Raw genomic sequence first — 11,540 nt, 5'->3', positions numbered from 1 at the left:
ACCCACCGACCTTCAACTGCATCTCCTGGACCTTCTCGACATCGATCCACGAGACATCCGCTGAAGATCACTCACGTGCGGAAAACGGGGCTAGCTCGTGTGCAGGCAGCCCGGGGCTGAGAGGCGGGCGACGCCGGCGAGCACCCGGTCGAGTTCGGCAAGCGCGTCCGCCAGCGCGGCACGCTGGTCCTGGGCGCGGGCGATGTCCAGGGCGATCTCGCAGATCCCGCCGTACAGCAGCGAGGTGGCGGGGTCGAGCGGCCGGTCCGGGATGCAGCCGGCCTCGATGGCGATGGCCAGCCCGCGCCGCATCTGCTCCTTGCACCCGGCCTGGATGTCCCGCATGGCGGTCCAGCCGAGCGCGCCCGGCGCCTCGACCAGCGTGATCTGGCGTACGGCGGGTTCGAGGGACGCCTCCAGCAACCGCCGGCAGCCCGCCGACACCCCGCGCCAGGGGTCCCGCTCGGCCTGGAACGCCTCCCGGACGATCACCGAGAGCGCCTTCTGCTCGGCGGCGTAGACCTCGCGGAAGATGTGCTCCTTGTTGCTGAAGTGGTGGTAGAACGCGCCACGCGTCACGCCGGCCCTGGCACAGATGTCGTCCACCGCGGTGGCGGAGAATCCGTCGCTGACGAAAAGCTCACGCGCCGCCGCGACCAGGGCGCCCGTGGTCGCCTTGGTGCGCTCGTGCTGGCTCCGCCGCACACCCGTGCTCTCTGCCACCCGCGTGTCTCCTCTTGCTCCGAACCCAAGATGAGAAGACCATATGCGGCGTCACGGGTGCCCGTTCAGGTGGAGCAGCGGCAGCACGCGCCTGCGCGGGGTCGTCGTCCAGGGACAGCGTCGCGTACAGGGCGTTGGTGACCGGGCGGGACGCCGCCTGCTCGATGGTCGCCCGCTCGCGGGCGTAGTCCGCGACGGCGGGCGGGTAGGGCAGCCAGCCGTCGGCCAGGCGGGCCACCCGCCGCAGCGCCGGCTCGCCGCTTCCGGCCGGCCAGATCGGCGGGCCGGACGGACGGGACGGCGCCGGCACCAGGGAGACGTCGCGGAAGTCGAAGTGCCGGCCGGTGAACGAGGCGCCCTGGCCGCCCCACAGCCGCCGCATCGCCTCGATCGACTCCTCCAGCCGGCTGACCCGAGTCCTGAACGGCACGCCGATCGTGTCGAACTGCGCCTCCGTGCTCGCGTTGGGAAAACCGCCGCCCATGCCCACGATCAGGCGTCCGCCGGCGATCCGGTCCAGCGAGGCGAGCTGGTGCGCCAGCAGGATCGGGTGACGGAGCGCGGGCAGCAGCACCGCGGTGCCGAGCGTGAGCCGCGGGGCCGTGACGGCCGCGGCGGACAGCAGGAGCAGCGGATCGACCCGCGGCCGGGTCAGCGGGCTGTCACCGGCCCATACGGAGTCGAACCCGAGCGCCTCGGCGTGCCGGGCCTGGGCGATCATCAGCGCCGGGTCGTCGTCGCCGCGTACGGCCTGGTCACGGGTCGGCAGCAGGTAGCCGGCCTTCACTTCGGCCATGTGGCCGCCTCTCTTCATGGGCCCACCGCCGCAGCGGCGGGACCTCGGTTCACCGGAGCCGGCTCGGCCGCCCGGTCCGGCTCAGGACGGCTGCTGCATGAGGACGTCCGCCAGCGCCCGCGGCGCGGTGACCATGGCGTCGTGGCCGACGTCCAGGACGGTGGTCTCCCAGCCGTGCTCGCCGGCCAGCCGCGCGAACGGCATGGGACCGCCGGGCGTGCAGAGCACCGCCCGGCACGGAATCGTGTCGACGGCTCCGGACAACCGGGTCGGATCGGAGAACGTGCGCCGGGGATGGGCGGTCAGCAGGGGCTCCAGCCAGGCCACCTGATCCGGTTCCGTCACGCCGACGGCGGCCGCCGACGAAGGCGGGATCATGCCGTCCACGGTGGCCGACCCGATCCAGTCGAGGAAGAACGCGGGAGCCAGGTCGTCCAGCGACTCCCCGTCCCGGGCCGCCCAGGCGTCGACCATGACGATCCTGGAGACGCGTTCCGGCGCGCGGTCGGCGGCCTCGCGCACCACCAGACCGGCGTAACTGTGGCCGACGAGCACGACGTCGCGCAGATCCTCGTACCGCAGCAGGCCCAGCAGGTCGTCCACGTGCGTCCGCAGGCCGACCTCGGGGCCGGCCAGGTGGGCCCGCTCGCCGAGGCCGGTCAGCGTCGGGGTGTGGACCTCGTGACCGGCCTCGCGCAACCGCGCGGACACGTGCCGCCAGCACCAGCCGCCGTGCCAGGCCCCATGGACCAGGACGTACGTCGTCATCGCGCCACCGCCTGCGCCCGCTCGCGCCAGGCGGCGAACCGCGCCGCGACGGCGGCGGTGGCCAGCCCGAGCTGCTCACACATCTGGTGGAGGTCGAAGAAGAACCGCTCGTGCGCGATCAGCCCGTCCCGCACTCTCCAGTGGCAGGCGAACGGCAGCGCGAAGGCCCTGCCCGTGGGCTCGATGCCCACCAGGCTCTGCGTCATGGTGGCCCGGATCGTCCCGGCGCCGACGACCAGGTCGTCCGCCGCCGCGAGGTACTCCAGCTCCACGCCGTAGTCGGGAAAGGTGCGCAGGAACGCGGCGGTCTGCCGGGCGACCTCGTCGATGCCGGTCGCGACCGCCTGGAACGCGATCGTCTCGAAGACGGCGTCCGTACCGCAGTACCGCAGAGCCTCCTGGACATCGGCGCGGCTCTTGGCCAGCGCGTAGTCCCGCACCACGTCAGCGGGTGGGCTGTGCTGTTCCGACACTGCTCCTCCTCAGTTCGGCTCGCCGACGGCGAGCACGATCTTGCCTCTGGTACGCCCCGCGCCGACCAGGTCGTGCGCCTCGCCCGCCTGAGCCAGCGGGAACACCGCGTCGACGTGCACCTTCAACCGGCCCTCGGCCACGAGGCCGGCCAGCGCGTCGAGCCCGGCGCCGTCGGGATCGACGAGGTAGGCCGCGGCGCGCACGCCCAGCTCGGTGGCGCGCTCGTGCAGGCCCGGCGTCCAGGCCGCCTGCCCGCTGACCAGGACGCCGCCCGGCCGCAGGCACTCCAGCGCCCTGAGCCCGGCCTCGCCGCCGAACATCTGGACGACGACGTCCATGTCCCGCGCCACGTCGGACACCTCGGTCGTGGAATGGTCGATCACTTCGTCGGCCCCCAGTTCGCGGACGAAGGCGTGCTTGGCGGCGCTCGCGGTGCCCGTCACGTGGGCGCCGCGGGCCTTGGCGATCTGGACCGCCAGATGTCCCACACCCCCGGCCGCCCCCGCCACGAGGACCCGCTGCCCCGGGGCCACGGCGGCGACCTCGGTCAGCATCTGCCACGCCGTCAGCCCGGGGAGCGGCAGCGCCGCCGCCTCGGTGAAGCCCATGCCCTCCGGCATGCGGGCGAAGTGACGGGCGGGGGCGGTGACGTACTCGGCGTAACAACCCGCGGCCCGCGGGAACCACGGCATCCCGAACACCCGGTCGCCGGGCCGGAAGCGGGTCGTGCCGTAACCGGTCCTCACCACTGTGCCCGCGACGTCCCAGCCGTTGATGAACGGCAGGTCCAGCACCCGGTTGTACGCCTGCCCCCGGCGGGTGAAGACGTCCACCGGATTGACCCCGGCCGCCATGACCTCGACGAGCACTTCACCGAACACCGGCGCGGGCTGTTCCACCTCGGCCAACGCCATGGTCTCGGCCTCTCCCCACGCCGACTGCAGCATCGCCCGCATGACCGCCCCCTCCCGGAAGGATTGACGACGCCATGGATGTTACATACATACATCATGTATGTAAATGCAGGCGAGAGGTGTGCGCGGGCGCGAACCTACGGCCCTACGGCCCCACGGCCAGGTAGGCCGGCGCCGGTGGCCGGGAGCGCCGATCAGCCCCCGGCGCGCCCGGCCGCCGATCAGGACTTCAGCTTCAGCCTCTTCCTCGACGCGCCCGGGAACACGACGACCAGGTGCTGCTCCCCCTCCTCGCCGACCCGCACGTAGACACGGAGCCGGTAGCGGCCCTTCCCGGCGATCGCCAGGTTCGGCATCGGGGCACCCGCGCCCACGTCGCCGCCGTCGGCCATCTCGGGCACCGCGAGCCGGCCGCCGCGGCTGACGATCGGCACCTCGTGGACCTGATCCCACCCGGCCGTCCGCGGTGGCGGCGCGGCGCGGAACGCCTTCACCGTGAGGCACAGATCGACGACGTCCTCGACGTGCCCGATGAGCGCCGCGCCGCGGGCCACCCCGATGAGGGCGCCGTCTTCGTAGGACCGGGTCGTCGCCAGGTCCGCCTCCTCCATGGCCGCCTCGCCCTCGCCGTCCTGGACCAGGTATCCGGGATCGCCGTCCACGAACAGGAAATACTTGGCCGTGGCCTGGACGACACCCTTCGTCCGGGGCCACGGGTCACGGCACTTCGCGTTCTCCCCGGCGATGTAGGCCGCGTTCGCCGCCTCAGTCTCCGCCGTCGACCGCAGCAGGTCGGGACGCGTGGCGCCGATGATCTCCGGGCAGACGTAGACGAGCTCCTCGGGGTCCACCCGCCAGGCGGCCCGGGCGCTGCCGGCCCGCGCGAGGATCGCCTCCTGCTCGCCGGTGTCCTTCGCACGGCACAGCGCCCGTCCGTATGCGAGGACCGCCTGGTCCGACGTGGTGTCCGGGAACATGGGCGGGGCTGCGCCGTCTCCGCTGCGCGCCCGGCACAGGAACACGGCGTCGCGTTCCGCGGGTTTCACGTCGCCGAGCCTGGGCCGGTCGTAGCAGTCCGCCGACCCGGCGGTGTAGGTCAGGCGCGCGTTCTGCTCCGGGTTGATCAGTACGACGAGCGACAGCACGGCCACAGCCGCCACAGCGACGCGGAACCCGCGCCGCCCGACGGCCGGGAGATCCGCCGGACGGCCCTCGGCCGGCAGTTCACGAGCGGTCGCCGCGATCCACACGGTGCTGACGAGCCCCACCGCGTCCATCACGACCAGCATCGCCAGACCGCCGCCGTAGTCCCCCCCGATGAGGAGGTTGAACGGGATCGCCAGCGCGTAACCGCCCACCGACAACAGCCCGGCGATCTGCGTGCCCCGGCTCCAGCGGCCGTCACGCCACTGCCCGAGGACGGTGACGAGGGTCGCCAGGACTCCGCCGCCGATCAGACCCAGGTTGAGGACGCCGCCCGGTCCGAGCTCCGGGAGGTCGAGTTCGTCGAGCAGTTCGTTGGCCGCCCCGACCAGCTCGACCGCGAACAGCACTCCGGCCGCCCCGCGCAACAGGCGGGACCGCCACCGGATGACCAGCAGGTAGAGGACGTCGACCGCGGCCCACAGAACGAGCGTGAACGCCGCATCGACCGCGTCCGGGAGCAGCGCGATCGGGTACCACAGCACGAGCCCGTAGGCCACCGCCAGATACAGCAGCCGGCGCAGCGCCTTCTCCTTGCGGTCCAGCGGCCCCGGTGCGGGGGCACGCAGGATCAGCCACAGGAGCGCGGCCTTCACCAGGGCGGCACCGAACAGCGCCAGAGAGGCTGAGCTGTCAGATCCGTCGCCCGCGTAGAGATCGCCGAAAGCCGGCGGCGACCACTCGGCGGCCACCCAGAGCCAGGTGTCGCCGAGCACGAGCCCCGCGACCGCCGCCAGAACAATCAGACTTACTAATCCGATCCTGATAAACCGCCATAAATGTTCCGAAGACACGGGACGCGATCTTAGTGCGGCACCGCCAAACCGGCAGGCACAGCGGAACAAACGGTGCCGTACCGGTGGCGATCTGGTTTGATCATCACTGATCGACCGGCATCAGCGCGCACGGGAGACCGCCTTGACCGCAGCCAGCCGCACTTGGAATTCGCGCAGAACCGGGTACGTCATCGTCGTTCTGCTCATTCTGCTCGCCTGCCTGGCCGAAGGCGTGCACCTTTTCGGCGGGCGCACAGAACGCATGCGCGAGGTCTATGGCGGCGCCTTTCAGGTGGCGCATCCGGAGTACGACGTCTTCGTGGACCACGAGGTCAGTGTGGGCCCCTGTCGATGGGCGTGACGGTCGGTGGTTTCGAGGTGCATCCGAGTCTGCGAGGTCGTCCAGCGCACGGACAGATAGTGACCGACGTGCTGGGCATGACCTCCGCTCCCGCCATGCCGGAGGCGACGATGAGCCCGTTGCCCCGCCGCCGTGGAACGAGCCGTCGTGGAACTGGCCCCCCCATCACCGAGAACGAACTGACCAACACCCTGGGCGTACGAGGACTCCGATCGGACACCGTTTATCTGTTCCTCTCCGGATCGCGCGGGAGGGCCGGCAAACCTGTCTGCTGGCGGTGGTGCGCGGTCTATGAACCGAATGCCAGAACACTTCGCCGATCGAGCTGTACAGACGTTGGGCGGCCAAGTTGCAGTGGACCGACGCACTGAACCTGAAGTCCTTCGGGCTCAACCTCCGCCGCTTACGCCAGGCAGCCCATGAAGGCAGAATCTACGGATTCGTCGCCTACGGACACCCGAAACCGGCACTCGCCGAGCTGATCGCAAAGCCCGAAGTACGCACGATCAGGATCGTCGCATCATCGCCCACAGGACCATGACCACCCCGCTCGGCGTCCAACCACCGGCGGTCATTGCACGTATTGCACGCTTGTTCACCCGGCGTCTCAGAACGACAGCTTGAACCCGTCATGACTGCGCACGAAGCCGAGAGAGCCGTAGAAGCGATGGGCCTCGGTGCGGCGCTTGTTGCTGGTGAGCTGGACCAGGGTGCATCCGCGGGCGCGTGCCCGCTCGATCGCCCAGGTGAGCAGTTCGCGCCCGAGCCCTTCCCCACGTCGATCGGCACGCACCCGGACCGCCTCGATCAGCGCCCGCTCCTGCCCGCGCCGTCCCAGGCCAGGGATGTACGTCAGCTGAAGGCAGCCGACGACCGTACCGTCCCCCTCATCCAGCACGATCATCTCGTTGCGCTCGTCCGTATCGACAGCCTTGAAGGCTCGCTCATAGGCCTCGTCGACCTCAACGGTCCGGGGATCGACCACGGTGTCCTCATCAGCCAGAAGCGCGATGATCGCGGGCAGATCCCGGCGCGTCGCAGTACGAAGTATCACGCCCCAGAGCATGCCAGGCGCCTGAACACAGTCGAGCGGCGGTCCATATGGAGAGCTCCCGCACCGGCTGATGACACGTTGACGGCACGGAGCCCCGTTGCCGCGAGTGGAAACGGGGCTGCCAACGAGGTAGGCGGTACCGCCCTCCTGGCGGCTGCTCACTCTATCCGTGTGAAACGGATATGCGTCGCCGCGAAAGAAAGGCAGCGAACAAGGTGGCCCCGCCTGCAGCGATCAGTACGGTAGCGGGGATCTTCACGAGGTTCCGCAGGTCGGTGCAGTTGTCCAAATGGTGCAGCCGGTCGGCCCAGGCGGAGGACGGATCGAGCTGATTCCAGGTGACTCCGACAAATGCCGAGCCGCAAGATTCACCGCCCGACGTAACGGACATCAGGCCGGCGAGAATGCCCGAGCCGATTAGCAGGAAGGCGACGAACGCCATCGTTTTGGGAGACATACCAGTCCTCACGTGGATCCACCCGCAGTGGATCATTTCATGGCGAGGCATGAGCCGGGAAGACGTCTGGCTCAGCCAGGGGGACAACAAGCGTCATCACCGGTGAAGCCCGGCAGCCTCACGGCGGGCCGACCCGGGATAGGGTCATGGCACGGTGAGGCCCCTGTACAAGGAGCGGCGCGTGGATATGGATGTGAATAGATTCGGAGTGCTTCCCTTGCTCACGGTTCTCGTCGGCGCTCTGGGCTCATGCTCGTCGGGCCCTCCGCTGACCGACCGTAATCCGGATCCACGCGCGCTCCCTGGCACAGCGCCCACTCTCCAATTCGACAACGTACTGAGCGACCACCAGATATCGCTCCCGCAGACCGCTGCCGGCATGAAGTTCAAATCCCGGATGGACAACGATCCCTACTGGCTGGAGCTGGCCTTCTCGGTGGACTGCGCTCAGGGATCCTCCTTCTTCAAGGAGGGGCTCGAACGGCAAGACGACGACTGGGACCTCTATGACGAGACCCGGGTCGAGGAGGCGGCACGTTCCTTCGGGATAGAGCCGAGCCAATATTCGGTCCGAGGAACGTACGCCAAGGCCCCCGACGAATTCCGCAACAGCAAATTGGGAGTGCTGCTGGCCGGCGCGGACAAATGCCAAGCGATCATCCTGTCCGATCGTTACAACTAGCGGACGGCCCCCTGAAGGAGATTCTCCTTTCCCGGGAGCCCGAACGCTTGGCTCACCGAAGGCATTCCGCCCCAGCCTCGCGAAGCTGAGGCACTGAACCTTTCCATCCTTGGGTGACCTGTGCGACGCCGTGATTCTGGAGGACGGCGATGGCCTTGCAGAGGTGGCCGACCTCACGGGGCTGCAGCGTAGCTTGTGGAGAATCTTCCGGCTCTTCAGTGGTGCGCACCGCACCTTTGGCTCCCTGGTACGCCTTGTCCGCCAATGGATCCAGACTTGAACGCCCGGACCGTCAGCGTTCGACAACAGCATGTCGAACTCGACACGAGCGAACTCCTCATCGGCCCGCCCGAGTCCCGCGCGGGTGTCCGTACGATCGCCATCCCAGAAGCGATCATCCCTGTGCTCTGCGAACATCTCGACGAGTTCACGGACGCGGTAGCCGACGCACTGATCTTCACCGGGGCACGCGGCGGCATCCTCCGGCGCAGCAACTTCCGTCGCGCGGCCAAGTGGGACGCGAACACTCAGAAGATCGGCTTCCCTGGTCTGCACTTCCATGATCTTCGGCACACCGGGAACACGATCGCAGCCAGCTCTGGCGCGAGCCTGCAAGATCTTAGCAGCGCATGGGACACGACTCGGTCCGGGCCGCGCTGATGTACCAGCACAGTGGTCGGCCTTCGCCGTGAACGCGAAGATCGATACAAGCCCTCGCATCGGCTAATGGCATGAAGCCCCGCTTCCGTGATCGGAAACGGGGCTGTTCTACGAGGTGGGCGGTACTGGGTTCGAACCAGTGACCCCTCGCTTGTAAGGCGAGTGCTCTACCGCTGAGCTAACCGCCCCCTGATCGGCACTAACCTTACGACACCAGAGGGGCCGATCGCACATTCACCGTCCAGCCGGGGCCCAGTTCGGGGCGGCCGGCGGCGCGCCAGCCCAGCAGGGCGGCGCCCAGCATGCCGGCGTCGACGCCCAGCGCGGCCGGGACGAGCGGAGGCGCGTCGCGGAAGGCCAGGCGCTTGACCAGGCGGGTACGTACGGGGTCGAAGAGCGCGGGACCGGCCTCGGCCAGGCCGCCGCCGAGGACGATCACCGAAGGGTCCAGCAGCAGCGTGTACGTCGCCAGAGCGAGCGACAGGGCCTCCACGGCCTCGTCCCACACCTCGATGGCGATGGGGTCGTCGGAGGCGACCACCTGCTCGGCGCGTACGCCCTCCACGCCCGCGCGCTGGCTGTAGCGGCGGCCGACCGAGGCCGCCGAGGCGTACGTCTCCAGACAGCCGAACTGGCCGCACGCACACTGTTCGCCGTCGGGGAAGACAGGAGTGTGGCCGATCTCGCCGGCCCAACCGGAGGAGCCGCCGTACGGGTCGCCGTTGAAGATCGAGGCTCCGGCGATACCGGTGCCGATGGGGAGGAAGAGGAAGTCGGAGACGCCCCTTCCGGCGCCGAGGATGCTCTCGGCCAGGCCGCCCGTGCGGACGTCGTGGCCCAGCATGACGGGGATGTCCAGGGTGGTGAAGTTCGAGGCGGGGACGTCACGCCAGCCCAGGTTCGCCGCGTAGAGAGCCGCGTTCGCGGACACCAGCCCAGGGACGGCCAGACCGACGCCTGCGGGTTCGCCGTCACCGGAAGAAGCCAGGTGGCCGATGAAGTCGGAAATGGCGGACACGACCGCCTCAGGGCCCTCCGCGCGAGGAGTGTGGCGCCGCTCGCTCAGCAACACCTCACCGGACTCGCTGACCAGGCCGCCCTTCATGGACGTGCCACCGACGTCGAGCGCGACGACGAACGAACTCATAGCGGACACGAAAGGAGACGATAGCGCAGGTCAGCAAATGTCTGAAAAGGCGCTTGAGAATCTCTCAGCTGGAAGAGGGGCACGGCGCCACGGTCCAAGATGGTCACACCAGGGCCCTGAACTGGCGATCAACCACACGACGCCGGGGCCCCGGGCTCAAGATCACCTGGGCGGTCAGGCCCTGCCCAGCACTCGGTTCAGCGCCGCCTCTACCTCCGCCGACAACCCCGGCGGAGCCCCCGACCCCACGTACGCACCCTGTTCCTCGAACCCCTTCGGCGCCCGGGCCTGCCGGACGGCGCCGCAGCCGCGGCACTCGATCTCCCCCAGCCGGCAGATGAGCGCGGTGGACCCGCAGGTGGCGCAGGAGTCGAGGTCGAGGTCGTGCAGCCGTTGACAGTCCGGGCAGATCAGCACCTGGGACTCGTCGCGCACCCCGCGCTGCCACGGGCTGGCGCCACGGACCGGGTCGGTCTGCCGGGCCCCGCATCGGTAGCAGGGCATCGTTCCCTCCGAGGTCAAGAAATGTCGGCGAGTGCCTTGACGTAGTCGGCGACGTCACGTGCCGAGGAGATCGGACTGATCACCGACCACCGGATCACGCCCTCGCCGTCGATGACGAAGGTCCCCCGACGTGCGAGCCCCTTCGCCTCATCGAACACACCGTACGCCTGGGCGACCTGTCCATGTGGCCAGAAATCGGAGAGTAGGGCGAATCCGTAACCTTCCCGATCGGACCAGGCGCGCAAGGCGAACACGGAGTCGACCGACACGGCGAGCACCCGCGCGTCGAGAGGCTGGTCACGCAGCGCGGTGAGCTCGCCCTCGCAGATCCCGCTGAAGGCAAGCGGATAGAAGACCAGCACGACCTTCTCGCCCCGGAACATGGACAGTCTCACCGGGGCGCCGTGCTGGTCCTGCAGCTCGAAATCCGGAGCCAGTGCGCCGACCTCGGCAGGATGTGCGTTCACAGCCACCATCCTGCCGTATCGGCCGGCCTCGGAGTTTCCTAACGTCGGCCCTTCGGGGCGACGAGCCTGGTCCCGGACCAGTCGGGTGCGGCTGAGATGCTGCTGGTCTGCGAGAGACCCGCGGTAGCGGCATCCTCCCCGATGTCGCTCGGCTCCACGTGGCCATCGCGCCCGGCCTTGGGAGTCAGCAGCCAGATCTGGCCGGCTTCGGCGAGTGCTCGCATGGCGTCGCTGAGGGCGTCGAAGAGGTCCCCGTCGCCGTCGCGCCACCACAGCAGCACCACGTCGACGACGTCGTCACTCTCCTCGTCCAGCAGCTCGTTGCCGGTCAGGTCCTCGATGGAGTCGCGAAGCTCGTCGTCGACGTCCTCGTCCCAACCGATCTCCTGCACCACCTGACCCGGCTTGAGGCCGAGTCGTTCGGCCAGGCCGCGCTCGCCCTGCGCCTGACCCGCGGTCGCGCTCACGTTTATCCCTCCTGCTTGAGTGGCCCCGCTCTATGCGGTTATCGCTTCGGCACAGTCCACACGCTGTGACCCTCAGTCGTCAACGGT

At 69.2% G+C, this 11,540-nt stretch carries 15 protein-coding genes and 1 tRNA gene; 3 read left to right on the top strand and 13 right to left on the bottom strand.

The window, feature by feature from the left end; translation table 11 throughout:
- Positions 1-90: 90 nt before the first annotated feature.
- The 6 genes from ABZ444_RS30865 to ABZ444_RS30840 form a co-directional block, all read right to left on the bottom strand.
- Positions 91-723, bottom strand: a complete 633-nt coding sequence (locus ABZ444_RS30865; protein ID WP_358004293.1) for a helix-turn-helix domain-containing protein — start codon at positions 721-723, stop codon at positions 91-93.
- On the bottom strand, positions 641-1,519 hold the full coding sequence (locus ABZ444_RS30860) for an LLM class flavin-dependent oxidoreductase (RefSeq protein WP_358004290.1): 879 nt from the start codon (positions 1,517-1,519) through the stop codon (positions 641-643). Before ABZ444_RS30860 ends, ABZ444_RS30865 begins: the two co-directional genes overlap by 83 nt.
- Positions 1,520-1,600: 81 nt before the next feature.
- Complete coding sequence (locus ABZ444_RS30855) at positions 1,601-2,287, bottom strand: alpha/beta fold hydrolase (protein ID WP_358004287.1); 687 nt, start codon at positions 2,285-2,287, stop codon at positions 1,601-1,603.
- Positions 2,284-2,760, bottom strand: coding sequence for an ester cyclase (locus ABZ444_RS30850; protein ID WP_358004284.1), 477 nt, complete (start codon positions 2,758-2,760; stop codon positions 2,284-2,286). Before ABZ444_RS30850 ends, ABZ444_RS30855 begins: the two co-directional genes overlap by 4 nt.
- A gap of 9 nt (positions 2,761-2,769) precedes the next feature.
- Positions 2,770-3,717 carry an NADP-dependent oxidoreductase gene (locus tag ABZ444_RS30845; RefSeq protein WP_358004281.1) on the bottom strand — a complete coding sequence of 316 codons (948 nt, stop codon included), beginning with the start codon at positions 3,715-3,717 and terminating at the stop codon, positions 2,770-2,772.
- 179 nt (positions 3,718-3,896) lie between these two features.
- The gene (locus tag ABZ444_RS30840; protein ID WP_358004278.1) at positions 3,897-5,672 is read right to left on the bottom strand and encodes a hypothetical protein; all 1,776 of its coding nucleotides are present in this window, start codon (positions 5,670-5,672) and stop codon (positions 3,897-3,899) included.
- A 124-nt stretch (positions 5,673-5,796) separates the two neighbouring features.
- On the opposite strand from ABZ444_RS30840, the gene ABZ444_RS30835 reads away from it, so the two are divergent.
- Positions 5,797-6,015, top strand: coding sequence for a hypothetical protein (locus tag ABZ444_RS30835; protein ID WP_358004275.1), 219 nt, complete (start codon positions 5,797-5,799; stop codon positions 6,013-6,015).
- A 607-nt stretch (positions 6,016-6,622) separates the two neighbouring features.
- Here the strand turns inward: ABZ444_RS30835 and ABZ444_RS30830 are convergent.
- Together ABZ444_RS30830 and ABZ444_RS30825 are read right to left on the bottom strand one after the other, a co-directional pair.
- On the bottom strand, positions 6,623-7,081 hold the full coding sequence (locus ABZ444_RS30830; protein ID WP_358004272.1) for a GNAT family N-acetyltransferase: 459 nt from the start codon (positions 7,079-7,081) through the stop codon (positions 6,623-6,625).
- Positions 7,082-7,232: 151 nt separating this feature from the next.
- Entirely contained in the window at positions 7,233-7,526 is a 294-nt protein-coding gene (locus ABZ444_RS30825) for a hypothetical protein (RefSeq protein ID WP_358004269.1), read from the bottom strand.
- 181 nt (positions 7,527-7,707) lie between these two features.
- On the opposite strand from ABZ444_RS30825, the gene ABZ444_RS30820 reads away from it, so the two are divergent.
- A complete protein-coding gene (locus ABZ444_RS30820; protein WP_358004266.1) occupies positions 7,708-8,208 on the top strand; it encodes a hypothetical protein in 501 nt (166 codons plus the stop codon).
- Between the two features lie 276 nt (positions 8,209-8,484).
- Positions 8,485-8,868 carry a hypothetical protein gene (locus ABZ444_RS30815; protein WP_358004264.1) on the top strand — a complete coding sequence of 128 codons (384 nt, stop codon included), beginning with the start codon at positions 8,485-8,487 and terminating at the stop codon, positions 8,866-8,868.
- A gap of 116 nt (positions 8,869-8,984) precedes the next feature.
- On the opposite strand, the gene ABZ444_RS30810 is transcribed toward ABZ444_RS30815, so the two are convergent.
- From ABZ444_RS30810 to ABZ444_RS30790, 5 genes are all read right to left on the bottom strand, one after another.
- Positions 8,985-9,056, bottom strand: a tRNA-Val gene (locus ABZ444_RS30810).
- A gap of 17 nt (positions 9,057-9,073) precedes the next feature.
- Positions 9,074-10,015 carry an ROK family protein gene (locus ABZ444_RS30805; protein ID WP_358004262.1) on the bottom strand — a complete coding sequence of 314 codons (942 nt, stop codon included), beginning with the start codon at positions 10,013-10,015 and terminating at the stop codon, positions 9,074-9,076.
- Between the two features lie 174 nt (positions 10,016-10,189).
- A complete protein-coding gene (locus tag ABZ444_RS30800) occupies positions 10,190-10,519 on the bottom strand; it encodes a hypothetical protein (RefSeq protein ID WP_358004259.1) in 330 nt (109 codons plus the stop codon).
- Positions 10,520-10,533: 14 nt separating this feature from the next.
- A complete protein-coding gene (locus tag ABZ444_RS30795) occupies positions 10,534-10,995 on the bottom strand; it encodes a peroxiredoxin (RefSeq protein WP_357965566.1) in 462 nt (153 codons plus the stop codon).
- Between the two features lie 29 nt (positions 10,996-11,024).
- Complete coding sequence (locus ABZ444_RS30790; RefSeq protein WP_352321051.1) at positions 11,025-11,453, bottom strand: DUF3052 domain-containing protein; 429 nt, start codon at positions 11,451-11,453, stop codon at positions 11,025-11,027.
- Positions 11,454-11,540 lie beyond the last annotated feature (87 nt).

The sequence above is a fragment of the Nonomuraea sp. NPDC005730 genome, from assembly GCF_040630865.1.
Taxonomy (GTDB): Bacteria; Actinomycetota; Actinomycetes; order Streptosporangiales; family Streptosporangiaceae; genus Nonomuraea.
Note: the sequence above shows the minus strand (reverse complement) of the source record. Positions and strands in the feature narration are given on the sequence as shown.